This window comes from Methylothermus subterraneus (assembly GCF_054656915.1).
Window position 1 is genome coordinate 30,607 of sequence record NZ_BAAHXK010000005.1, and the last position, 23,992, is coordinate 54,598.

The following is a 23,992-nucleotide window of genomic DNA, read 5'->3' on the forward strand; positions in this document are numbered from 1 at the left end:
ACGGCGACTTTTAGCGCAGGCAATTTCTTTTAGTCGTGAGCCGCAAACGGGTGATGCACAGTTTTGGCTTTCTCCACCACTTCGGCCGGCGAAGGTTTGCCTGCAACTGCGTTCTTGATCGCTTCTTTAGTCGCTTCGTAATTGTAATCCTGGATTTTGGCGTCGTCTTGCGCCAGCCAATGAATAAACACTCCAACACAAATGAATAGATCATCCGCCTCGTCCAGCGGGATGGTGCCATCCCGAACGCAATCGGTCACCGCCATAGCCACACCCCGTTGTGCCGGACCAAACATCTGCGTTGCCTGCCTGGCGTTCTTGATGGTCACCTTGTTAAACATCACTGTTGCCGGCTTACACATCAAGTTCGGGGCCACCACCGCAAGCAGCGCGCTATGGCCGGTTTTATTGTTGGTCAGACAATTGGCAAACGCGGTTTCCGCCGCGCTGCCACGCGGACCGATGATCAAATCGATGTGCGCTACCTCGTTGCCTTCACCCTTTAAGGACTCGCCAATGAGCATCTTGTTGATTTTTGCCATTCCTGCTGCTTCCTCTTTGGTTGACGATGAAAATAGTGACAGAAACTTACTAATTAATGACATGCCTGCTCTCCCCCATCGAGCACTTACCCCGGCGATCCCACCAGTTTCTCCAAGCGCGCAGTCAACAACGTGGCAACGGTCAAATCCGCGGTCGTTCCAGGATTAATGCCCAGCTGCTTGAATTCCGCGTCCACCGCCCTAAGCTGCGGTAAAACCTCGCCATAATCCTTAGCTTGAACCAAGCATTGGGCCAATTCGGCCACGCGCGCTTGGATCATCCCGGTATAGCGCTGGCCGAACTTGCGAACGACATGGGTGTCGGGAATGTGGTGCAATAACCCCAAAAACACCGCCACCGTTGCCAGGCGCTCATCCTCCCATCGCAAAGTCGCATCATGATAGCGCGGAATCGTCAATTCATAAATATCTCGATAGAAAAAAGCATAGTTAAAGGCGATCCGGTCGTAGTCTGTGGCCAAGCGCATCGCTTCAAGCAAAGTTACCGACGGCGGTTGCCGAACATCTTGAGACCCTACCCGGCCTAAGCCGCCAGGGTTGGCAAGTCGAATGGCCCGATACACCCAAGCCGCATCCTCCTGCGTAGCGTGGATCAAGACCTGGCGCAACTGCGCACGCACCGATCCCCCCTTAAACTCCTGCACCGCTTTAAGCAAAGGCGCCGCAAGCAGGACGATGCCGAGGTTGGTATTGCATCCTACGGCTTTATAAGTCGCCTCGACCGCCAAATAAATGCGCTCGCCCAAAGAAAGCTTAGGCTCGCACACCCACGGCGCGCTGACTTCAGCGCTGCGGTAGAAATCCTCGGCACACATCCCATGGCCAGGCGCATCCACGCTGACGTTGCCGGGCTTTAAGCTTTCCACATCCAAGGCGCAAGCTTGAAGATACGCCTGTTGCAAGACTTCTTGGGGAATCATGCAGCCGGCGCGCACCGCCTTAGGAAATCGTCGACTAGAATCTGGGTGAGGTCCAAATCGCACACGCTTTGCAGGCCTTTCCAGGCCGGAATGCCGTTGACTTCAATAACCCAACGGCGGCCTTGAGCATCTTCCATGATATCCACCCCCGCGTAATCCATAAGCAACACCCGCGCCGAATCTTGCGCTAGACGGATCAACGAATCGTCCAGCGCAGCCGGCTCCGGACGGCCTCCTTGCGCCACGTTGGTGCGCCAGTCTGCTCCACCCCGCCGGACCATGGCCGCCACCGCTCGTCCAGCCACCACAAACACCCGAAAATCCCAAGCCGGCTGTTGACCGACGTAGCGCTGAAGATAATACACCCCCCCCGCAGGAACCAAAGCCCGTAGCGAATCCAAATGGGTATGCAACTCCACCCCTTCCCCTTGCGAACCAAACAAGGGTTTGCTCACCACCCAGTGCCCTTGCCGCAACTCTTCCTGAACGATTGCAGCGGCTTCGGCCAGGTCCTGGGTCACCCAAGTGGGAGGGGTCGGAATCCCCGCGCGGTTTAGCAGCACGCTGGTCATGCCCTTGTCCACGCTAAGTTCTATGGCGCGCGGCGGATTGTAGACTTTAACGCCCAACGCCTCGAGGCCGTGCAACAGGTCCAGGCGCAGGATCAGCTGTTCCAAAGAGCCGCCGCTGATCCCGCGCACGAACACGCCCGCCGGCAGGCGGTCGGCAAACCCCGGAAACACCACCGGCAACCGCCCGGGAACCACCTCCAGTCTCCCTTGCGCCAAAGAAGCGCAAACCGCCTCACCGCCTCGCCGCGCCAAAGCTCGTTCAAGCCGTGCCCCGTGCCAGCCGGGGTCGTCGCTCACGATAAGGTAACGCCGCTTCATGCGCCAAACGAACGCGCCAACAACGCCTCGTCCAAACGGCCAAATTGGAAGCTTGCACCCGAATCCACAGCGGTGACGATCACGCGGGCGGGACTAAACAGCATGGGATCGATCTTGAAAAAATCGCAGCCATAGTCTTTGAAGACTTGCGCAAACGGCTTGCCGTAGTCGCGCGAGGTGGAGCTCGGCAGCCGCCTAGCCAATTCTTCTGCCTCCGCCGCAGGCCCGGCGACGAACAAATGCACCTGACCGGCAAACAAAATCGCGTCGTTGGTCCGCCCCATCGCGGTGATAAAATCGGGCGCCGGCGGCGGAACCGGCGCGCTGCCTGAACCGTCCAAAACCCGCTCCAAGGGAAACCCAAGTTCGTGCGCCTTATGCATCGCGACCTCCAGCACCCGGGCTACCACCTGCAGGCCGCCAGCAAGGCTCTGCGTGGGGGTTAAAATCACGGTCAAGGCCTCTGGGCGAACACCGCAGTCGGCCGCAATCCGCAAAAGCAATTCTTCAGGCGGCAGCCTGTCCACCTCCATCACCAGCGCCGTTGTCTCCGCCCGATCTTGATAGCCAAGCTCCTTAAACAAGGCCTCTTTTCTGCTCAACGCTCTGGCCGGCCCCGATCCCAGCGCGTAAAACGCCCCCTTGCCCTGGCCATGCGCCAAGCTCCAGCCGGCGTACTGGCTGCCAAGACAAGACAGCACGGGATCGGTCGCGTGCACGTTGACCCGAAGCGGCCAGGCCGGGGTAAGCGAGCTCTGGCTCAGGGTCACGGTGCCCAAGCCCCCCATGCAAATCTCGGCGATTCGGCGCCCGGCCTCCAATCCCCCCCGTGCCTCGATCCCAGCGTCCACCAAAGTCACCCCGCCAAGATGCGAAATCTTCAGCCGTAAGGCAGCGGCATCGCGCACCAAAGACTCTACCAACGGTCGGCAAAGCGCGTTTACGCTGACCCAAGTCTGTTGCATTTTTTCTCCTTCCAAAGCTGCTTTATGACCCAAGCTTCCCGCGCTGCAAGCTGCGCTTCCACTTCCGCCACGGTCCTGCCCGAAGCGTTCACGCTGCACACCGGCGCCCCTGCCGGAACCATTGTCTCAGGCGGGGTTCGATCGGCGCACCAGGACGGCCAGCGCCAAGCCGCCGGAATCTGCACCGCCTGAGGCGCAAACACGATCTTAAACCCCTTCACCGGCACCGGGAGAAATCCCGCCACCGGTTCACCGCGGCAAACCCGAACCTGCGCCGCCAAAAGCCCTTCCGGCCAAGCCGTGTCCCAGATCCCTAGCGCTGCGCCCGGGCGGGGATTGAGCTCCAACACCTTAGGCACCCCGTTATCGAGCATAAAATCCAAACCGTGAAGGCCGCGCAAGTCCAAAGCGCGGCTTAGCCTACGGGCATAGCCGATCACTTGGCCCGCCACCTCCCGGGAAAGATCGGCGCGATTGATCGCCCCGGCGAACAGAAACGGGAAGCGCGTATTATAGTCGGCCTGGTAGAGCGTGTTAAATCCGTGCCACCACACTTGCCCCATTCCCGCAAGAAAAGCGAGCGTGTACACCGCTCCCGCCAAACGGCGCTGATAGTAGCCGTCGCCGTTTTCCCCTCGGTAGACGCTCACGCCGCGGCCCCCTTCGCCGCCGCGCTTGACCAGCCAACCCGAGGCGGCCGCAGGCGCAGTCCAAGAAACCTCTGGATACGGAATCCCCAGGCGGTCGAGCCAAGGGAAAAACGCGCGCGGATCGGTGCAGATCCGGACCACCTGGGCGCCGTTGCCGAACAAAGGACAGCGCTCGGAAAACTTTGCGATGAGCTCCGGCAGAGCCTCCATGCCGCTTCCATAAACCCAAGCTTGGGGGCGGCATTCGGCAAGCGCCAGGCTAAGCTTTTCCTCCAGCGCCTGCGGGTCGAAGCGGCCGTCGCGCTCGGGCACCCGGTACCAAGCCCGGCACGCTGAGCGGGTATCCAAGTCCGCGAACCGATCTAGGGCAACCGCCGGCCATCCCGCGCGCGCCAGCGACTGCGCCAGCATCCGCGCCGAATGGGCAACGAGCAAAAACGGACGCTCCACGTTTGCTTACTCGATCTCAGCGCCGCGATTGCGCGAAGAAACTACCATAAACCGCAATTCAGGCTGCGAGGCAAAACGCGCGCGCAGTTCTTGCTCGACCTGAGCCGCGGTTTTTGGATCCGGCAACAGGCAAAACCCGGTCGGTCCCCACGAACTCTGGCCCAAGCCCATCCACCCTTGGCCCTCCAGCCAGGCGAGTGCGCTGGCGACCGCCCGGCTGGCATAGCGCCCGTTCTGAGCGGGGGCAAAGTATTCGCCGTTGGCCCGCTGTAGCGCCGCCAGGAAAGCGCAAAAATCGTCGTAGTGGGCTTCGGCCACCGCCGGCAGGCCGCGAATTACGAGCTGATAACACAGCTCTGCCGCCGCCGCGCGCGGGAAAGGCGGCAGGGCCGCGAAAGCCTGGCGCTCGCGCTGGCCGGACAAGCCCTGCAGGCGCTCGTCAAAAATCAACAGCCAACGCCAGTTTTCGGGCACGGGCAAGCGCGCCAGGCAAGGAGGGGTCAAAGTCGCCGCCGCCCGCCCTCCATCGACGATGAACCCGCCGCCCTCAAAAGCCGCGATGCCGATTCCGGAACGCTCCCCGCGCCCGCTCAGCCAGGCGACTTGGCGCACGTCCAAAGGGCTTCCCCAAAAGCGCGCCAGCGCCACTCCTAAGCCCAAAGCCAACTGCGTGCCGGAACCGAGCCCGGCGTGCGCCGGAATTTGCGCGAGCACGTGGATCCGCACCTGCTCGGGCAGCTGCAGCCGCCTTAACAAGCCTCGCGCCACCTGCGCTACACGCGCGCCGGCGTGGCCGGTGATGGTCAAGGTCGGGGCGGCTGTCACCTCGATCTCCGTTGCGATTCCCTCCAATGCCACCCCGACGCTGCCAAAGCGGCGCCCAAGATGCCCCTTAAGGTCTAAAAACCCAAGGTGCAGACGCGCCGGCGCCCGCACCCGCACCTTGACGCTCTTTGAGAGCGCCGCCGGATTCTGAGAAGGTGCTGAAAGATCGGATTCTACCGAAGACAACGTAACGCCCTCGCGCCCAAAGAAGTTTTAAGTTACCGGATTTATTCTGGCAAAAGCAAAGGGAAAACGGAGCGTCGGTAAAGCGTAGGTTCAGCCACAAGCGCTACGCTATTGGTTCACATAGCCTTCAAGGAGGTCGATATGCGCTTAAAAACGGTCCTCATCGCCCTGTTTCTGGCGGGCGCCTTTGCCGCCCGGAGCGGCCAGGCCAGCCATCCTCCCGGATTCTCGTTGCAAATCTACTCCGCGCCTGGCTATTTTCGCCTGCACCCTCATCACCCTCACTACTATCCCAGATACTGGCACGACCATGGTCACAGGCGCTTTCGCTTCCCCGGTCCAGATTATTACGCGCCGCGCTACCGGTACGGTTATTATCCACCGGGGCTGAACATCAACTGGCGCCGCTTCCGCTGCGACTGAGGCGATCGGCCAAGCGGGTCGGCTCGGGCAGCCGAAAGCGCGTGGTGCACGCCAGCACCCAGTGGACGGCGCCGGTCAGGCTGATTCGGTGCCCAGGGGAGACGTAGATGGGCTTGACCCCAGGGCGAGTGCGCACGACCGCACCCACCGTCTCCCCGCGATCGACCAGCGGCACCCAGGCGCCGCGCTGGTCGGGGACCGGATCGTGGTGGCCGACAAGACGGGTCTTGCCCACGCCGACGGTTGGGTGATCCAATAAGACCCCCAAGTGACTGGCGATTCCCAATCGCCGCGGATGGGCGATCCCCTGCCCGTCGCACAAGATCAACTCGGGCAAGCGCGGCAATTGCGCCAGCGCGGCAAGGATAGCCGGCAACTCGCGGAAAGACAGCAGCCCGGGAACGTAAGGGAAACCGACGGGAAGCTGCGCCTGCGCTTTAGCCTGCAATTGCAACCCAGGAAATCCCAAAACCGCCGCCGCGGCGCAAGCGTACCGGCCTTGCCTCGGAAACCCCACGTCCACCCCGCCTATGGCCGTTATCTGCGGCAAGGCGTCCTCGATCCTCACTAAAGCCCTCAGCCGCTCTTGAATAGCGACAGCTTCCTTGGGAGAGACGTCCCAGCGATGGCAGTGACGGAGCGTAAGGCCGTTCAAAGTTCCCTGCGGCCCATCAGAAGTGATACCCGAAGTTGTCCCAAAACCGCTGCCGGAATTCCTCCATGGTGAAGCGGTGGTTCTGGGTTCCGGCGTTCTCGACCTTGATCGCCCCCATGAGCGAGGCGATCGCGCCGATGGTCTCCCAATCGTAGCCCTCCAAAAGCCCGAAGATCACCCCGGCACGATAGGCGTCGCCGCAGCCGGTCGGATCCACCACCCGCTTTGGCTTGGCCGGCAAAATCTTAAGCGGCCGGCGGTCGACGTACACCAAAGACCCCGCCGCGCCTTGGGTGACCACCACCGCGTCCACACGTTCGGAGATAAGCTCCGGGCTCAGCCGCGTTTTTTCCTCGATCAGCTTGGCTTCGTAGTCGTTGACGATTACCCAGGTCGCCAGCTCGATGAAACGGATCAGTTCGGCGCCGTCGAACATGGGGGTTCCTTGCCCTGGGTCGAAGATGAACGGAATCCCCGCCCGGTGAAACTGCTCGGCGTGACAAAGCATGCCCTCGCGCCCGTCGGGAGCCACTACACCGAGGCGAATGTCGACGTTCTCGGGCACGCGGTTGAGATGGGCGTAGTTCATCGCCCCAGGATGAAAAGCGGTAATCTGATTGTCGGCCAAATCGGTGGTGATATACGCCTGGGCCGTGTAGGTCCCTTCGATTTCCTTAAGATAGCGCAGCTCGATTCCAAGCCGCGCCAAGTGCTCCCGGTACGGGCCAAAATCCTCGCCCACCGTGGCCATAGGGAGCGGCTCCTTGCCGAGGAGCTTCAAGTTGTAAGCGATGTTGCCGGCGCACCCGCCAAACTCGCGCCTGAGATCGGACACCAAAAAAGAAACGTTTAAGATGTGCACCTGATCCGGCAAGATGTGGTTTTTGAAATAGTCGTGGAACACCATGATGGTGTCGTAAGCCATAGAGCCGGTAATCAACGCGGTCATTTGCGCTTTCCCCTTCAGTCCAACAAAACGAGCCCCCACACCAGCAAAGCCAAGGCGATCGCGAGCAGCACGCTCGCCGACGCAATGTCTTTGGCGTAGCCGGCAAGCGGATGGAAATCCGAACCGACGCGGTCGACCACCGCTTCCACCGCCGAGTTGAGCGTCTCAAAGATCGGGACCAAAAACGCGCTGCCGATAAGCAGCGCGCGTTCTACCCCATTCTCCCCCAGCCACCCCCCAAGCGGCAAAGCGACCAGCAAAACCGCAATCTCTTGCCGGAACGCTTCTTCTTTTTGCCAGCAGGCGCGCATCCCCGCCACCGAGTTCCAAAACGCCGCGATCAGCCGCCGAATGCCCGTAAATGGCTGCTTTTTTCTCAGGTCTTCTCGCCGCTGGCGCATGCGTTCTCCTCAAAGTAAAAACAAGCCTCATTGTAGCTTAGCCGCAGAACGCATCCAAACGCTTAGGCTCTAAACTTGTTTGCCTTCAGACAAGCTGCTAGGATGGGCAACGAAATGCGTCGTCTCTTTTTCTTTTGGGTCTTGCTGTGGCTCGCGCTGCCGGCGCCTGCGGCAGACGAGGCACTGAACGAAGCGCTGCTGCAACAAGAGCAAAAAACCCTAGAAGCGGCCAATCTTCCTGAAGAACAGCGCAAAAAAGCGCTCGACCTGCTCGGGCAGGCAAGTCAATCGCTACGCCAGGCGCAAGCGGCTCAAAGCGCCCGGCAAGCGATCGAGCAAGCGGTACAAGAAGCCCCAAAACGCCTCAAGGAAATCCAAAAACTTCTCAAGCAGCCGGACAAAATCGCGCAAGATCTGCCCCTGCTCGACCTCAGCCGCCCATTGGAATGGCTGGAAATCCAGCGCGCTGCCGAAGAAAGCGCGTTAAGCAAAGACCAAAGCGTACTCGAGCAAAAGGAACGCGAACTGACCGAGCTGCTGGCGGCAGCCACCACTTCCGGGCCGCAGATCGCCACCTTGGAGCAAGAGTTGACCGAAGTGACATCCGAGCTCAAGGCGGTCGCAGACAGCCCGCAAACCCCGTTGGACCGCGCCCGCCGCCTTTCCCTCGAAGCTCGCCGGATCTGGCTGCAAGCGGAACTCGAATACTTACGCCTGCGCCAGGCCAACTTGGCGATCCTCACCGAGCTGCGCCGCGCCGAGCGCGACCTGCTCGCGCTCCAGGTAGCCGCGCGTCAATCCCGCGCCGAGCGCCTCCGCCAAGCCATCCAATCGGCCCGCGAACGCCAGGTCTTAAGCGGGGCGGGTGAAGCCAAATTGGCGCTCGAAGCCGCCGAACCGGAAATAAGAGAAGACCTAGAAACCAACCTCTCGCTCTGGAGCGAGCTCGAGAAGCTCCTTGAGGAGAGCGCCAAGCTCAAGCAAAACGCCCAACAGCTCAAACAGCAGCTCGACAGCCTGCAGGACGACTTTGACAAAATCCAGCAGGCCATCGCCATCGCCGGCACGGACGAGGCCATCGCCCGCCTGTTGCTGCGGCGCCTCAGAAATCTGCCTTCGCTGACCGCTTTCCGCCAGGAAGCGCAAGCTCGCCAGACCCAACTGGAACGGGCCATCACCCGCCGGTTCGAGATCGAAGAAGACTTACGCCAGCTCGGCGACCCAAACCGGCTGATCGAGACCAAAATCCGAAAGCTCCCCGCCGCAACCAGCGAAGCCCGCCGCGCGGTCTTAAAATTGCAGTGGCAAGTCGCGTTGCAAAACCGCCGCGAAGCCCTCAAAAACCTGCAGCAAGAATACACCCGATTCTTGAGCGCGCTGTCGGAGTTGGAGGCGATCGAAAACCAGTTAACCCAACTGACCAAATCCTACCGCGGCTACATCGAACAAAAGCTATTGTGGGTGCGCTACCGCGGCGGCTTAGGGTCTTTTAACCCCCTCGCTTTCTTAACTTCCAAAGCGCTCCGGGAAACGGGGGCTCTGGTCTTGAAGAAGATCGCCGCCGAACCGATCCTGCCTGCCCTGCTCCTCATCGGCACCGCCGCGCTTTTCGCTTTCCGCGCGCGGATTCGGCGCGATCTGGAAGAACTTGCCCAGCGCACGCGCAGCATTCGCACCGACAACTTTCGCAACACCCTGCGCGCGTTGGCAGACACCGCGCTTTTAGCCGCTCCGGCACCGCTTTTGCTCTTCGGCATGGGCTTCATCTTAAAGCCCAAAGCGGCTTTGGACGATCCGCTAAGCGCTCTGGCCCAAGGCCTGCTTGCCGCCGGCAAAGCGGCCGCCGTGCTTGGCCTGCTGCGCCAGATCTGCCGACCGGAAGGGCTCGCGCATCGCCATCTGCGCTGGCTCGCTGCGACGCGCGAGCAGCTTTGGCGCCAGCTCTTTTGGTTTACTCCCCTGGCGGTCACCTCAGGCTTCGTGATCGCCGCCAGCGGCGGGATGGCGCTGACGCCGCCTTCATTGGGCATCGGCCGCTGGACTTTCGTTTTGTTGATGCTCACCACAAGCGCGCTCAACTACCGCCTATGGCGCCGCAACGGGCGGATTCTCTCCGAACTGGCCACCGTCAAGCCCAGCTGGGTCGTCAGCTACCATCCCCTGTGGTTTCCGGCGATCGTGCTCGGACCGATTGCGCTGGCTTTGGGCGCAGTAGCAGGCTATTACTACGCGGCCCTTTATTTGGCCGCCCTTCTTTCCAAAACCTTCGGGTATTTCGTCGCTTTGATGCTGGTCAAAGACTTCCTCCTACGCTGGCTGTACGCCGCGGAAAGGCGGCTGCGCTATCAGGAAATCCTGCGCCGACGGGAGGAACTCAAAGCCGCCAAAACCCAAACCGAGCTGCCGCCGGTGGAAGAGCCGGAAGTCGATTTCGGCCGCCTGAGCGAACAGACCCGACGCCTGTTCCGGATCGGCTTTTTCTTCGCCGCGCTCGGCGGCTTGTGGCTGATCTGGAAGGACGCGGTGCCGGCGGTCGCCTTCTTGGAAAACATCACTCTGCCGATGACGACCACCAAAACGGTGGGCGGAGTCGCCAAGGAGGTTCCCTTGACCTTGGCCGACGTGGTCACCGGAGTGTTCCTCGGCGTTTTGACCGTACTGGCGGCGAAAAATTTGCCTGGGCTGTTGGAGTTTGCGCTCCTGCAGCGCCTGCCCATGGAAAAAGGCGCGCGTTACGCCTGGAGCGCGCTGACCCAATACCTGATCGCGGCCGTCGGGGTTTACCTGATCTTTTCTTCGCTGGGAGTGCAATGGACGGACATCCAGTGGTTGGTCGCCGCCTTGTCGGTGGGTGTTGGGTTTGGCCTGCAAGAAGTGGTAGCCAACTTCATCAGCGGCCTGATTTTGCTGTTTGAGCGCCCGATCCGCGTCGGCGATCTGGTGACCGTAGGCAACGTCACCGGCACGGTTTCCAAAATCCGCATCCGCGCCACCACCATTCTCAACTGGGACCGGCAGGAACTCATCATCCCCAACAAAAACTTCATCACCGGCGAGTTCATCAACTGGACCCTGACCGACACCATCAACCGGGTGCGGATCGAAGTAGGGATCGCCTACGGCTCGGACGTCGCTTACGCCATGCGGCTGATCGCCGAGGCGGCCGCAGAACACCCCGAAGTCCTCGCCGATCCCAAGCCGCTGGTCAGTTTCGAGGGGTTCGGCGACAACGCCCTGCTGTTAGTGCTCAGAGCCTATTTGGGCGCGCTCGACAACCGCCTGGCCACCATCACCGACCTCCACCAGGCCATCTACGCCAAGCTCAACGCCGCCGGCATCGCCATCGCGTTCCCGCAGCGCGACGTTCACTTGGACACCCCCCAACCTTTGGAAGTCAAAATCGTTCCCTCATGAACCTATTAGTACTCAACTGCGGCAGCTCCTCGATCAAGTTCGCCGGTTTCCGCGCCTCGCCTTTGACCAAAGCAGTGTATGGGCAAGTGGAGGCAATTGGCACCCAGGCGGCGCGCCTGATCTTAGAAAAAGCGGACGGCAAAAAAGACCTCGCCTGTCCGGGATGCGATTACTGGCAGGCCTTGAAAACCATCGCCCAATTGGCAGCGCGCGAAGGCTTTCCTGCGCCAGAAGCCGTAGGCCATCGCGTGGTCCACGGCGGCGAGCGCTTTCAATCTCCGGCGGTGATCGACGAAGCGGTCCTTGCCGCTCTTGAGCAAACCCTGTCCTTAGCACCGCTTCACAACCCGGCCAACCTCGAGGGCATCCGCCTAGCGCGCCTGCTCTGGCCGCAAGCGGTGCAAGTAGCCGCGTTTGACACGGCCTTTCATCACACGCTGCCGCCTTGGGCCTACGCTTACGCGGTCCCGCAAAGCTGGTACGCGGACTTGAAAATCCGCCGCTACGGCTTCCACGGCCTGTCCCACGCTTACGTCGCCAAGCGCGCCGCCCTCTACTTGGGAAAACCCTTAAGCTCACTCAAGCTCATCAGCTTCCATCTGGGCAGCGGCGCTTCCGCCTGCGCCATCTCAGGCGGGCAAAGCGTCGATACCTCGATGGGATTTACCCCCTTGGAAGGCCTGGTAATGGGCACGCGCTGCGGCGATCTCGACCCGGGCGTCTTGCTGCACGTGCTGCGCCGACGCTCTTTTGCGAGCGAAGCGCTAGAGCACGCCTTAAACGAACAAAGCGGCCTTTTGGGCCTTTGCGGCCACCGCGACATGCGGCAGGTGCACCAAGCCATCACGCAGGGCGACGAGCGCGCCGTACTGGCGTTTCGGGTGTTTTGCTACCGCATCAAGAAGTACCTGGGCGCGTATCTGGCGGTCTTGGGCGGGGCCGACGCGGTGATCTTCACCGGCGGGATCGGCGAGAACGACCCCAAAGTGCGCGAGGAAAGCCTGTCCGGCTTGGAGCGCCTCGGGATCGCCGTCGATCCAGATAAGAACCGCCAACCGCGCGCCGAGGTCATAGAAATTCAATCCAAAAAGGCTACCATTCCGATTTTGGTGATCGCGACCGACGAAGAACGCGAGATCGCCGAGATTCTCCTCCAATTCATTTAAACGGAGACCGCCTATGACCCAGCCTGCCCTGACCGCACAAGAACTAGAAACCCTCCTCGCCTACTGGCGCGCCGCCAATTATCTCACCGTCGGCCAAATCTACCTGCTCGACAATCCTTTGCTCGCCGAACCACTGCAACCTAAGCACGTCAAACCCCGCCTGCTCGGCCACTGGGGGACTTGCCCCGGTCTGAACCTGATCTACGCGCAGCTCAACCGCGCCATCTGCCGCCACGACCTCAACGCCATCTTGCTCTGCGGCCCAGGGCACGGGGCGGCGGCGGTGCTCGCCAACGTCTATCTGGAAGGCACCTACAGCGAGTTTTATCCGGCGATCACCCAGGACGCCGAAGGGCTACGCAATTTCTTTCGCCAGTTTTCTTTCCCCGGCGGGGTCCCCAGCCACTGCGATCCCCACGTGCCCGGCTCCATCCACGAAGGCGGAGAACTCGGCTATGTGCTCGCGCACGCGTTCGGCGCTGCGTTCGACAATCCCGACCTTTTGGTGTGCTGCGTGATCGGCGACGGCGAAGCCGAGACCGGCCCCTTGGCCGCGGCCTGGCACAGTAACAAGTTCCTAAACCCCAAGACCGACGGGGCGGTGCTGCCTATCCTCCACCTCAACGGCTACAAGATCGCCAACCCCACGGTGCTGGCCCGGATTCCTAAAGAGGAGCTGCATCGGCTCTTGCAAGGCTACGGCTATAAGCCCTACTTCGTCGAAGGCCAAGACCCTGCCTTGGTCCATCAGGCGTTTGCCGCCGCGCTCGACCAGGCGTTGTTGGCCATCTTGGCGATTCAACGCCAGGCCCGATCTGGTGGACAAGTTGCCCGGCCGCTTTGGCCGCTGATCGTGCTCAAAACCCCCAAAGGTTGGACCGGTCCCAAAACGGTCGACGGTCAAGCGGTGGAAAACCATTGGCGTTCGCACCAGGTGCCGCTCTCCGATCTTCATCAACACCCCGAGCGCCTTGCGCAACTCGAGACCTGGCTCAGGAGCTATCGGCCCGAAGAGCTGTTTGACGAACGCGGTTCCCTACGCCCGGAGCTGCGCGCGCAGGTCCCCAAAGGCGAAAAGCGCCTGGGCGCCAATCCGCACGCCAACGGCGGCGTGCTCCTCAAAGACCTGCGCCTGCCCGATTTTACCGCCTATGCGGTTCCCGTGCCTAAGCCAGGGGCAACGCAGGCCGAGGCGACGCGGGAGATGGGAAAATTCTTGCGCGATGTGATCCGTCAAAACGCCGACCTCAAAAACTTTCGCCTGCTGGGACCGGATGAGATCGCTTCCAACCGCTTAGACGCCGTGTTCGAGGCCACCGACCGGGTCTGGCTAGGCGAACGCTTAGGCGGCGACGAACACCTCTCGCCTGAAGGGCGGGTGATGGAAATCCTCTCCGAGCACACCTGCCAGGGCTGGCTGGAAGGCTACCTGCTCACCGGCCGCCACGGATTGTTCGCTTCCTACGAAGCCTTCATCCACATCGTCGATTCGATGTTCAACCAGCACGCCAAGTGGCTGCAGTCGGCCAGCCGCGTTTCTTGGCGAAGGCCCATCGCCTCCCTCAACTATCTGCTCACCTCCCACGTCTGGCGTCAGGACCACAACGGTTTCACCCATCAGGATCCCGGTTTTATCGACCTGGTGGTCAACAAAAAATCGGCCCACGTCCGCGTCTATTTTCCGCCCGATGCCAACTGCCTGCTGTACCTCACCGATCTGGTGCTGCGCAGCCGCGATCGGATCAACGTGATCGTGGCCGGCAAACAGCTTCAACCTCAATGGCTGAACATGGACGCGGCGATCCGTCACTGCACCGCCGGTATCGGCCTCCTCGAGTGGGCGAGCAACGACCAAGACGGAGAGCCCGACGTGGTGCTGGCCTGCTGCGGCGACGTCCCCACTCTGGAAACCTTGGCGGCAGTCGACCTGATCCGCCAACACCTGCCGCAGCTCAAAGTGCGGGTCGTCAACGTGGTGGACCTGATGACCTTAACGCCTCCCGAAGAGCACCCCAACGGCCTACCGCACAAGGATTTCGACACCCTGTTTACCACCGCTAAGCCCATCGTCTTCGCCTACCACGGCTATCCCTGGTTGATCCACCGCCTGGCGTACCGCCGCACCAACCATAAAAACCTCCACGTGCGCGGCTACAAAGAGGAAGGCACGACCACCACGCCCTTCGACATGGCGGTGCGCAACCAAATCGATCGCTTTCACTTAGTCATGGACGTCATCGACCGCGTGCCCAAGTTGGGCTACCAAGCCGCCCATCTCAAGCAGAGGCTGCGCGACCGCTTGATCGAGCACCAACGCCACATCGAACGCACTGGTCAAGACTTGCCGGAAGTTTTAAACTGGCAGTGGCCTTATTAAAGGAGCACAAGCGATGTCGCAAAACCCGCTCGCGGCCAAAATGGCCAGAATGCACCAGGCCCTCCAGACCCTGCGCCAGCAATACCCCACCGAGACCCAGGCGTTTTCCTATTTCTTTCAAAAAGCCGAATCGGGCGCGGCCTTGAGCCGCAAGCACAAGGAGCTGATCAACGTCGCCCTGGCGGTGGCCAGCCAATGCGATTGGTGCATCGGCGTCCACGTCAAAAGCGCAATCCAGGCCGGCGCCAGCCGCGACGAGATCGTCGAAGCCGGGTTCATGGCGGTGATCATGCATGGCGGACCGGCGCTGATGTACATGACCCCCTTGCTCGAAGCGTTGGACCTGTACGCGGGGGAAAGTCCTGCAAACGCGCCATGACCGCCATCACCCTCGATTCCCTCATCGCCCGCGCTCGCACTCATCCGCCGCTGCCGATGGCGGTGGTCGACGCGGCGGAAACGTACGTGCTGCAAGGCGCGTGGGAAGCCGCGCAGACGGGGTTGATCGTTCCGATTCTGGTCGGCAATCCCTCACGCATCGCCGCGCTCGCCCGAGAGCTCGGCTACGACTTGCAGGGCGTGCCCATCGTGGCGGCCGAAGGGGAGGAGGACGCAGCGCAAAAAGGCGTCGAGCAGGTCTTGAGCGGCAAGGCTTTGGGCTTGATGAAAGGTTGGGTCCACACCGACGTGCTCATGCACCCGGTGCTCGCTCACCTGCGTACCGAGCGCCGCGTCAGCCACGTGTTCTTAGCCGAACTTCCCACCTACCCTAAACTCCTGTACGTGACCGACGCGGCGATCCACATTGCCCCCGACTTAAAACAGAAAGCGGCGATCGTGCAGAACGCGGTGGACTTGGCGCACCTTTTAGGCGTCTCCCAGCCCAAAGTGGCGGCTTTGTCGTCGGTGGAGATCGTCAAGCCCGAAATCCCTTCGAGCATCGACGCCGCCTGCCTGAGCAAGATGGCGCAGCAGGGTCAGATTCAAGGCGCGATCGTCGACGGACCACTGGCGTTTGACAACGCCATTTCCAAAGACGCCGCGCGCATCAAGGGAATCGCCAGCGAGGTGGCCGGCGAGGTCGACATCGGTGCCCATCGTCCTCCCTTCGCGCTCCGACCCGCCTAAAGGGCGGCTGGCTTCGTGCGCCATCGCCGTGCTTTTGACCCATCGTTAGGCTATATTTGACTGCGCGGTGGAAGTTCAAGGTGAGCCGTCATGAAACTGCTTTTTTCGCTGTTGGCTGTACTGCTGTCGGGCTGCGCCAGCATGCCGCCCGAGCTTCAAGGGGTGGCCGAAACGCCCAGTTTAGCCCAGGTCAGCGCCCAACCAGACGCCTGGAAAGGCCGCACGGTACGCTTAGGGGGGGTGATTTTGGTGGTGGAAAACGAACCCGACGCCACCTGGATCCAGGTTTTGGCCAAACCTTTGGACCGGATAGGCCGCCCGCAAGAGGACGCCGACCCTACCGGCCGCTTTTTGATCCGCACCGATCGCTTCTTGGATCCGGCCATCTACACGCGCGACCGCGAGATCACCGTGGTGGGCCAGATCACAGGAACGATCGAGCGCACCATCGGCAAGCGCAAAGTCGAGCTGCCCGAGGTCCACGCCGAGCGCTGGCACCTGTGGCCAAAGCGAGAAAAAATCCAGGCGCCGGTTTATTATCCTTACTGGTGGTATTACCCTTACCCCCTGTACTACCGCTACTGGCCAGGATACTGGTGGTAAGCGCTTAAAAATCGCGCTCGAGAATCTCCCGCGCGCGCCGGCACAGCTCCCGCCCGTAGTCTACCCAGATCCCTTGTCCCCAGTAGCGGAAGCAGCTGGTCTGGCACACCAAGAGGTGGAACAGGGCATTGCGGTAGCGGGGATCGCTGGTGGGAACCCCGGCCTCGATCACTTTTTCGTAGAACAGAGCGCTGACCTCGTCCATGGGCTTGAGCAAAGACTCGTAGCCGCGCACCCAGGAGATGTCGTTGGTCCAACTGCCGCCTTCCATGTGAAAACCGTGGTGCTGGTGGCGCAGGCGCTCGATCACCTGGGCAAGCCGCTCGTGGCCGTCGCCGGGTTGGAAATGCTCCCACAGAAGCTTTTGGTGCCTAGGCTGCAGCACCGGCAGGTCGTGTTCGGTGATGCCTAAGGAAAAAAGGTACTCTAAGTACTCGCTCACGTTGACGATGGGCGTGCGGGTCCCGGAACAGGCGCGCACCACCTCCAGGTATTTGGGCGGAAACTCGTTCATCATCACCCCGCCGTTTTCGCCGTCGGCGATCTGGGTGACCAAAGGCGGCACCTTGCGCCCAGCCAACTCCTGGCGGGTCAGCCCTTGGGCCTCGTAGTACGGCTGCATCTGCGCCACCAGTTTGGTGTCGCTGCCTTGCGTTTTGAGGATGGCGATGATCTCGGCGGTTTCACCTTGGCAGTTGCGGCACACCAAGCGGTGAGGAAGGTGCTTGTGCACCGGAAAATGCCCGGTCTCGGGCTGTTCGACTGTGTGTTCCTGCACCAGCACCCACCGATACCCGCAATCGCGCAAGGTCCGAACGAACTCGTAAGCTACGTCCGGGTGGTTGGGAAGCGCCATCTCGGGAGGCGAAAACCCCCGCACCCGCGCTAAGGTTTCCAGACCGAAGATTGCGGCAAAGTGATGCTGCCAAGCGCGCACGTTGAGGCGGAAATCCTGCACCGGGGTCGAGGGGGCGACCGCGTGCCCCCAGGCGGTGCCGAGCCACTCGGCCGCATAAGGAAAGTCGTGAGCCAAACGCTTCAAGGCGTCGAACACGTCATCGAGTCCCATCTTGCGCAGCCCATAGAGCAAGGTGCCGGAATAATCCAGTCCCGTCCGCGGTTGCCTGCCCTCGTGTTCAAGCTGGGGGATAAACTCGCCCATGCGCTTGTAGCACCAATGAAACACCGGCGCGTTGTGGTTGTCGCCGATCCCTGGGTGTTCCATCATGTACTGTAGGTTGCTGATGATTTCTGCGCTTTGAAGGTTTTCTCCGCCGGCGGGAATCAGCGGCTGGTGCATGTGCAAGGCGATGGCAAACGCGCTTTCGATCCGCTCGAAATCGACCCCGCTTTGGCCCAGATACAAAGGCTCTTGGCTGTTTTGTAAGGCGGCCTGGATCAAGGCTTCGTGGCCGCAAAGGTTCGGCAAACCGTCGACGATCTCCGGCAGTGGCTCGCTCATGGCTCCTCCTCAACTCTGTAAATACCGTTCGGCCGCTTCAAGGCTTGTTCGGGCCGCTTCCAGATCGCGCTCGGCGCGTTCCACCCAGGCCTCGCCCCAGAAGAAATTGCAGCTGGTCTCGGCGCGCAGCAGGCGCCACAGCGCCTGTTCCAGCAGGTTCTGAAATTCCATTTCCCGGCGGCCGAGCTCGTTAGCGCGCCGGCGCAGCGCGTGCACGCGTTGGCTCAGCTTCCAGATCGCGCGCAGCCCGTCCTTTTGCCGCTGCGATCCGGTCCATTGGATAAAGCCGCGGCCGTGATGCCAACCGGTGTTCCAGGCTCCGGTGTGGACCTGGACTTCGCCGTGGACGCCGTAGCGATCCAGATACTCATGGATGAAAACGGGCCGCGGGACGGCACAATCGCCGCGCGCCCGCTCGAGCAGCGGCACATAAAACGCCGTCCAAAAGTTGGCCCCGTAAGTGACGTTGCGGAACCAGCCGCCGTTGTCGCCGTCGGTACAGGTGGTCACTAGCGGCGGGGCGTCGCACCAGCGCGTGCGCTCCTCCACCTCGCGGCAGAACCACTCCGGCTCCATCCCGGACTCCTGGGCATTAGAGAGGTCGCGGTCGCGTACGATCACGACGATCTCCGCCCCGCCGTAGCAGGCCACGTGCGGACGGTACAACAGCTTGGGCCAATCCATGGGCGTGACCGGCTCGACGTGTTCGCTGTCGACGAGCACGTAGCGATAACCGAGGGCTTTGAGCAGCGGGATGAGCTCCATGCAGAACCCCATCTCCGGCGGCCAAAACCCTTGGAAGTTTTCGCGCCAGAACAGGTGCCGGCCGATCCCTAGCCAGCGGCTAAGCTGCTCGCTCCAGTCCTCTGGCGGAATCAGCGGCAAGACCGGATGGTAGTAGGCGGTCCCTAGGATCTCAAACAGCGCGGTGTTTTGGTAATACCAAAGCAGCGAACCGACATCCACCGTGCCGTACACCATCGCCTGAAAGGCCGGATCGGCCAAGGTCTCAAGCAAAGTCCCCGAAAGCGCAAGGTGCACGCGGGCGATGTCCTCGTAGCCCCACAGGCTACGCGGGATGCGATCCAAGGCGAATAAAATTTCCTTGGCCTCCCAAGGGTTCTTCTCCCACAATTCCTGTAGGTTCCCGGCCGGCTGGTGCAGATTCAAGACCAAAGCGTGGTAAGTCGGGCGCATGATTTAGGCCTCGAGTTTTAAGGCCATTCTAACGCCTCAGGCTCAGGCGCAACAACAGCGGCATCACCCAGAGGGTCAAGAGGGTCGAAAAGCCCAAACCCCAAACGATGCTCGACGCCACCGGCCCCCACAACAGGGATTGGCCTCCCACCCCCAAAGCCAAGGACAATAGCCCAGCAATGGTCGTGCCGGAAGTGATGAGGATCGGGATCAGGCGGCGGCGGGCCGCGTAAATCGCCGCGTGCAAAGGACTCATGCCGAGCGCGATGCGGTCGTTGGCCGCGGCCACCAGCACGATCGCCGAATTGACCGCGATGCCGGTCAAGGCGACCACGCCGTAGAGGGTATAAAGCGATAGCGGCAAACCGGAAACCACCAAACCCAGCAACACCCCGGCGATCGCCAAGGGCAAGGCGGTCAAAACCAACAGCGGTTGGAAGTAGCTCCGAAACTGCGCCGCCAGGATCAGATAGATGAGCGCCACCCCCAAGAGGAAAATGCGCCGCAGCGCGCTTAAACTCTCGCGAATGTCGTCCAGCTCCCCGGTAAGATCGAGCTCGACGTTCGGGTACCGCGCCGCGACCTGTTGCCAGGCGGCCAAAAGCTTCGCGTTGGCCTGCTCGGGATTGATGCGCGCGCGGTCGATGTCGGCCTCCACCGTCACCGCGCGCACGAACTGATAATGCCGGATGTAGCCTTCTTGAGGGCTGAGCTCGGCGTGCACCAACGCCCCCAAAGGAATTCCCCGACCATCGCGGCTCACCACCTTGAGCCGCAACCAATCGTAAGGATCGGCAAACGCCTTAGGGGAAGCGCGCAAGATCAAATCGAGCGCCTCACCCCCCCGCCGCGTCGCGCCTATCCACTCCCCTTCCCCCAACAGGCGCACGGTGCGCCAAACTTCGCGCGCGTCGACGCCTGAGCGCGCCAAGGCCTCGCGGTCGAGGCGAAACGTCAAGGTCGGCCGCCCCGGGCTGCGATCGTCGCTGATATCGCGCACGCCCGGGATCGCCGCGAGGATCTGCCGCACTTGCGTCACCGCGGCATCGAGCTGGAGCAAATCTTCCGATTTGACCTTCACGTTAATGGGGCGCTCGGCAGGGGGTCCGCCCTGGACGATCAGAAACGAGATCTTGGCCTGCTTGGCCAGCTCCTCCAGCTTGGGACGCAGCCTGTCCACCCACTCCTCGGTCGTCGGTTCGTTCTCCGCGCGCGGCCACAAGGACACGATCACCTGCCCCAGGTGCTCGCCGTAGAGCGGCTCCACCTGGGTAAACTTTATTCCCGCCACCGCCGTCGCAGCGCGCAGCGCGCTCTCGGGGATGATAGCTTCCACGCGGCGCCTGGCTTCTTCCACCGTCTCTAGAGTCTGCGCCAAGGGCGTGCCCACGGGCAGGTCGACGTGCAGATAAAACAGGCGCATGGTATCGAAGGCAAAAAACTGCACCGGGATCCGGCCGAGGGCCAGCAGCGCCCCGGCCGCGGCGAGCAGCAAAGCGAGCCAACCGGCCGTCCATCCCGGCCGGCGAAAGCTGCGCACCAAAAGCTTGCCGTAAATCCGGCGCAGCCTCCGCGCCATCCGCTCGCGCCAGCTGCGGGGCTGGGCGTCAAAGGCAGAACTCATGGCGAGGATGTGGCTAGGCAGCATCCAAAACGCCTCGATCAAACTCACCCCTAAAGCCACGGTGACGACCATGGGGACGATCTTCAAAAACTCGCCCAGGACCCCGGGCAGCAGCATCAGCGGCAAGAACGCCGCCACCGTCGTCAGCACCGACGCCAGAACCGGCGCTCCCACTTCTTGCACGCCGCGAAACACCGCCTGCCTGGGGGGCAAACCCTGCACCAGCTTGTCATAAACCGCCTCCACGATGACCACGGCGTCGTCGACCAGCATCCCCAGGGCGATCACCACCCCCAAAAGCACGCTCAAGTTGAGGGTCGAGCCCCCCAGGGCCACGCCGATAAAGGCCCCCGCCAGCGCAAACGGCAACCCCAAAGCGACCAAAAGCCCAAGCCGCCAGCCCAGGAATATGCCCACTAAACCCAACACCAGCCCAAAGCCGAGCAAGGCGTTCGACTCCATGATCTTTAAGGCGCGGCGGGTCTCGTCGGTCTGGTCGTCCACCAACGCCAGCTTTAGACCTAAGGTTTGCAAAATGGGGTTGCGCTCGGCAGCGAAGCGCTCAAGGCGCGCCACCAAATCCAGGGTGTTGGCGTTGGCCTTTTTGGTTATGGACAACAGCACCGCCGGCTGGCCACGATAACGCGCCAGGCTCTCGGGCCGTTCCGTGGTCAGGCGCACCTTGGCCAGCTCCTTGAGCGGCACAGTGCGACTGGCAAGCGCCAGAGGGAGTTCGGCGATCTCTTGAGGCTCTTCCGAGCGCCCCTGGAAGCGGGCTAAAAATTCGCGTCCGGCGGCCAGGAAACGGCCGGCGACGACGTCGCGATACCAAGCGCCGATCTGATCGGCCAACTGAGTTGGGGCAAGGCCCTGCGCCGCCAGAGCGAAAGGGTCGAACTCGACGTGGATCTCAGGTTCCTGAAACCCGATGGTCAAAACGCGATCGACCCCCTCTACGCGCTCCAAAGCGCGTTTTAGGGCAAAGGTTTGCGCCCGCAGGACCTCCCCCCCCACCGGACCGTAAAGCGCCAGCATCGCGGTTGGAAAGCCGTTGGAGGAGGTGATTTCGACGATGTTGGGGGTGCGCGCCTCTTCGGGGAGCTCGGAGGCCGCCCGGTTTAGAATCTCGCGGCGCACGTCGTTTATCCTTTTATCGAAGGTGCGCGCGTCGATGCGCGCAAAGCGCACCAAGATTGAAGAACGCCCCTCGCGCGAGCTTGAGACCACATAGCGGATATCGGGGATGGTGCGCAAAGCGTCTTCCAAGGGGGAGGTCACCTCCCGCTCCACGTCCTCGGCCGTCGCCCCCGGATAAGCCGTCCAGATGTTGACCCAGTTGAAGTTGATTTCGGGGTCGCGCGCCCGCGGCAACTCCAGATAAACCCAAAGCCCCACCGCCAACACGATGAGGAAGCAAAGATTGCTCAACGGCGCGTTATCGACCAGCTTCTCGTACCAGCTCACCGCCGCTCCTGCGTGCACCAAGGCGCCGGCCGATCCTCACCCACCGACCACGCAAGCTCGGCGTGACCGCGCGCGGCGATCAAGTCATCCAAATCCAGCGCCAAAGGCAAAGTGCGTCCAAGCTGCGCCTGCGGTAAAGGCAAAAAGCACGGCAAAGCGTCTGCCTTCTTGACCCATACCCCGAGCGTGCCGCGAAAGCTCGCCAAGGCCGTTGCCGGAAGATGCGGGCGCAGATCGCGCCAGATCAGGCTCCCTGCCGTCCCCGCTTCCGGCGCTTCGCCTTGGAAACGCAAGCGCACTTTGACCTCCTGCGACTTAAGCTCGCGTTGCGGCACATGCTGCAAAAAGCTAAGAGCGTATCGCCGGCCGTCGGTGGTTTGCAAATCGAGGCGATCGGCGCTTTTGAGCTGAGGCAAAAGCTCCGCCGGCACAAAAGCCACCGCCTCGCGCGCTTCGGCCATAAGCTGAATCAGACTCTGCCCCAAATTTACCCAATCGCCGGGGCTAACGCTGCGGGAGACGACGAAACCGGCAAAAGGCGCACGCACATAGCGGTGCTCAAACCGCCAAGCCGCCTCCTTCAGGTCAGCCTGCTGGATTTCCAGTTCGCGCGCCCGAAGCGCCAGCCGATCGTGCGCCGCGTCGGCGTCTTCGCGCGCGATCAAGCCCTTCTCGCGCAAGCGCTGGGCTTGGGCGTACCGCCTTTGCGCCTCCTCGAGGTTTGTCTGCGCGGCGGCCAAAGCCGCCTGCGCACGCTCTAAAGCCAAGCGCAAGGGCGTCTCTTCGAGCTGCACCAGGATTTGACCGGCCTCGACCCGATCGCCTTCGCGCACCTCGACCTTCTCGACCTTGCCGCTCACCTCAGCCGCCAAGCGCGTTTTGTCCAGCGCCTGCACGTAGGCGGTGGCGCGCTGTTCGGGATAGACCGCCAGTTCCCCGTAACGCTCCCACACCACCTCCTCGGCCCAAAGCGGCAAGAGCCAAAGCAAGCCTCCCAGACCGCTAATCCAGCGCATACCCTTGGCATCCTCGCAAAAATACCGCCACTGCCTGCTCCACCCAGGCTCTGAGTTCCTCTTCGGAAGGCGGCGCCCTCATCCCGAGTTCGAATTCGTTGATCGGACCGCGCAGAAGATTGAGAAAATGCCCAGCGAGCGAGCGAGCCTCCATGCTCTTTGATAAATGCCCCACGCGCTGATGCGCGCTCAAAAACTCCTCCAGGCGCGCGAGCGTGCGTCCTGGGCCGTTGCGATAAAACTCCGCAGCCAGTTCGGGGAAACGCCCGCCCTCGGCGAGAATCTGGGCGCGAAGTTTTAGCACCTCCGGGCGAAGGATGCGGCGCAAAAACTGCTGTCCGAATTTTTCGAGCGCCGCGTCGAGCGGGCAGTCCACATCGGCCGGCAGACGAGCGACGAATTCATCGCTTATCCTGCGGACCACGGCGCCAAAAAGCTGGGCTTTGCCGCCGAACTGGCGATAAATCGTGCGCAGCGAGACGTGCGCGCACCGCGCCAAGGTCTCCAGGCTCACCGCGCTATAGCCGTGCTCGGCAAACAAGCGCAGCGCCTCATCCAACAGGAGATCGCGCCGCAGGGCGGCCTCGCCCTTGCGCGGGCGCCCAAGACGGGGGCTGGGCATAGCGTACAAAAACCTTGGAAAAAATGAAAAGAAAGCTTATCT

General features: G+C 61.8%; 21 protein-coding genes. 7 read left to right on the forward strand and 14 right to left on the reverse strand.

All coding sequences use genetic code 11. The annotated features are described in order from the left end of the window. Positions 1-29: 29 nt before the first annotated feature. The 6 genes from fae to ACYQ3M_RS05730 all read right to left on the reverse strand — a co-directional run bounded on the left by fae (position 30) and on the right by ACYQ3M_RS05730 (position 5,449). The gene (fae, locus tag ACYQ3M_RS05705) at positions 30-542 is read right to left on the reverse strand and encodes a formaldehyde-activating enzyme (RefSeq protein WP_460035100.1); all 513 of its coding nucleotides are present in this window, start codon (positions 540-542) and stop codon (positions 30-32) included. An 86-nt stretch (positions 543-628) separates the two neighbouring features. Further along, complete coding sequence (locus tag ACYQ3M_RS05710) at positions 629-1,483, reverse strand: triphosphoribosyl-dephospho-CoA synthase (protein ID WP_460035101.1); 855 nt, start codon at positions 1,481-1,483, stop codon at positions 629-631. Then, positions 1,480-2,373: an ATP-grasp domain-containing protein gene (locus ACYQ3M_RS05715; RefSeq protein WP_460035102.1), complete on the reverse strand. Its 894-nt coding sequence runs from the start codon at positions 2,371-2,373 to the stop codon at positions 1,480-1,482. Before ACYQ3M_RS05715 ends, ACYQ3M_RS05710 begins: the two co-directional genes overlap by 4 nt. Continuing rightward, positions 2,370-3,338 carry a methenyltetrahydromethanopterin cyclohydrolase gene (mch, locus tag ACYQ3M_RS05720; protein ID WP_460035103.1) on the reverse strand — a complete coding sequence of 323 codons (969 nt, stop codon included), beginning with the start codon at positions 3,336-3,338 and terminating at the stop codon, positions 2,370-2,372. Before mch ends, ACYQ3M_RS05715 begins: the two co-directional genes overlap by 4 nt. Next, on the reverse strand, positions 3,314-4,438 hold the full coding sequence (locus ACYQ3M_RS05725; RefSeq protein WP_460035104.1) for an ATP-grasp domain-containing protein: 1,125 nt from the start codon (positions 4,436-4,438) through the stop codon (positions 3,314-3,316). The genes mch and ACYQ3M_RS05725 overlap by 25 nt, the downstream gene beginning before the upstream one ends. Before the next feature lie 6 nt (positions 4,439-4,444). Beyond that, positions 4,445-5,449, reverse strand: a complete 1,005-nt coding sequence (locus ACYQ3M_RS05730; RefSeq protein WP_460035105.1) for a beta-ribofuranosylaminobenzene 5'-phosphate synthase family protein — start codon at positions 5,447-5,449, stop codon at positions 4,445-4,447. A 141-nt stretch (positions 5,450-5,590) separates the two neighbouring features. Here ACYQ3M_RS05730 and ACYQ3M_RS05735 point away from each other — a divergent pair, with 141 nt between their 5' ends. Continuing rightward, a complete protein-coding gene (locus ACYQ3M_RS05735) occupies positions 5,591-5,872 on the forward strand; it encodes a hypothetical protein (protein ID WP_460035106.1) in 282 nt (93 codons plus the stop codon). Here ACYQ3M_RS05735 and nfi read toward each other — a convergent pair. The 3 genes from nfi to ACYQ3M_RS05750 are packed head-to-tail and all read right to left on the reverse strand — an operon-like array spanning position 5,844 to position 7,877. After that, a complete protein-coding gene (nfi, locus tag ACYQ3M_RS05740; RefSeq protein WP_460035107.1) occupies positions 5,844-6,527 on the reverse strand; it encodes a deoxyribonuclease V in 684 nt (227 codons plus the stop codon). The genes ACYQ3M_RS05735 and nfi overlap by 29 nt on opposite strands. Before the next feature lie 16 nt (positions 6,528-6,543). Beyond that, the gene (locus ACYQ3M_RS05745; protein ID WP_460035108.1) at positions 6,544-7,476 is read right to left on the reverse strand and encodes a carbohydrate kinase family protein; all 933 of its coding nucleotides are present in this window, start codon (positions 7,474-7,476) and stop codon (positions 6,544-6,546) included. Positions 7,477-7,490: 14 nt separating this feature from the next. Continuing rightward, entirely contained in the window at positions 7,491-7,877 is a 387-nt protein-coding gene (locus ACYQ3M_RS05750) for a diacylglycerol kinase (protein WP_460035109.1), read from the reverse strand. A gap of 114 nt (positions 7,878-7,991) precedes the next feature. Between ACYQ3M_RS05750 and ACYQ3M_RS05755 the strand changes: the two genes are divergently transcribed. The 6 genes from ACYQ3M_RS05755 to ACYQ3M_RS05780 all read left to right on the forward strand — a co-directional run bounded on the left by ACYQ3M_RS05755 (position 7,992) and on the right by ACYQ3M_RS05780 (position 16,565). Further along, on the forward strand, positions 7,992-11,291 hold the full coding sequence (locus ACYQ3M_RS05755) for a mechanosensitive ion channel domain-containing protein (RefSeq protein WP_460035110.1): 3,300 nt from the start codon (positions 7,992-7,994) through the stop codon (positions 11,289-11,291). Continuing rightward, positions 11,288-12,457 carry an acetate/propionate family kinase gene (locus ACYQ3M_RS05760; RefSeq protein WP_460035111.1) on the forward strand — a complete coding sequence of 390 codons (1,170 nt, stop codon included), beginning with the start codon at positions 11,288-11,290 and terminating at the stop codon, positions 12,455-12,457. Before ACYQ3M_RS05755 ends, ACYQ3M_RS05760 begins: the two co-directional genes overlap by 4 nt. Before the next feature lie 13 nt (positions 12,458-12,470). Next, the gene (locus ACYQ3M_RS05765) at positions 12,471-14,834 is read left to right on the forward strand and encodes a phosphoketolase family protein (RefSeq protein WP_460035112.1); all 2,364 of its coding nucleotides are present in this window, start codon (positions 12,471-12,473) and stop codon (positions 14,832-14,834) included. Positions 14,835-14,847: 13 nt separating this feature from the next. After that, a complete protein-coding gene (locus tag ACYQ3M_RS05770) occupies positions 14,848-15,213 on the forward strand; it encodes a carboxymuconolactone decarboxylase family protein (RefSeq protein WP_460035113.1) in 366 nt (121 codons plus the stop codon). Beyond that, positions 15,210-15,962: a bifunctional enoyl-CoA hydratase/phosphate acetyltransferase gene (locus ACYQ3M_RS05775; protein ID WP_460035114.1), complete on the forward strand. Its 753-nt coding sequence runs from the start codon at positions 15,210-15,212 to the stop codon at positions 15,960-15,962. The genes ACYQ3M_RS05770 and ACYQ3M_RS05775 overlap by 4 nt, the downstream gene beginning before the upstream one ends. A gap of 90 nt (positions 15,963-16,052) precedes the next feature. Continuing rightward, on the forward strand, positions 16,053-16,565 hold the full coding sequence (locus ACYQ3M_RS05780; RefSeq protein WP_460035115.1) for a Slp family lipoprotein: 513 nt from the start codon (positions 16,053-16,055) through the stop codon (positions 16,563-16,565). A gap of 4 nt (positions 16,566-16,569) precedes the next feature. Here the strand turns inward: ACYQ3M_RS05780 and ACYQ3M_RS05785 are convergent, their stop codons facing one another. The 5 genes from ACYQ3M_RS05785 to ACYQ3M_RS05805 are packed head-to-tail and all read right to left on the reverse strand — an operon-like array spanning position 16,570 to position 23,950. Next, the gene (locus ACYQ3M_RS05785; RefSeq protein WP_460035116.1) at positions 16,570-18,027 is read right to left on the reverse strand and encodes a glycosyl hydrolase family 57; all 1,458 of its coding nucleotides are present in this window, start codon (positions 18,025-18,027) and stop codon (positions 16,570-16,572) included. Positions 18,028-18,036: 9 nt separating this feature from the next. Then, positions 18,037-19,224: a glycoside hydrolase family 57 gene (locus ACYQ3M_RS05790; RefSeq protein ID WP_460035117.1), complete on the reverse strand. Its 1,188-nt coding sequence runs from the start codon at positions 19,222-19,224 to the stop codon at positions 18,037-18,039. Between the two features lie 28 nt (positions 19,225-19,252). Beyond that, positions 19,253-22,312, reverse strand: coding sequence for an efflux RND transporter permease subunit (locus ACYQ3M_RS05795; protein ID WP_460035118.1), 3,060 nt, complete (start codon positions 22,310-22,312; stop codon positions 19,253-19,255). Further along, positions 22,309-23,328 carry an efflux RND transporter periplasmic adaptor subunit gene (locus ACYQ3M_RS05800; protein WP_460035119.1) on the reverse strand — a complete coding sequence of 340 codons (1,020 nt, stop codon included), beginning with the start codon at positions 23,326-23,328 and terminating at the stop codon, positions 22,309-22,311. Before ACYQ3M_RS05800 ends, ACYQ3M_RS05795 begins: the two co-directional genes overlap by 4 nt. Then, the gene (locus ACYQ3M_RS05805; RefSeq protein ID WP_460035120.1) at positions 23,315-23,950 is read right to left on the reverse strand and encodes a TetR/AcrR family transcriptional regulator; all 636 of its coding nucleotides are present in this window, start codon (positions 23,948-23,950) and stop codon (positions 23,315-23,317) included. Before ACYQ3M_RS05805 ends, ACYQ3M_RS05800 begins: the two co-directional genes overlap by 14 nt. Positions 23,951-23,992: the final 42 nt, after the last annotated feature.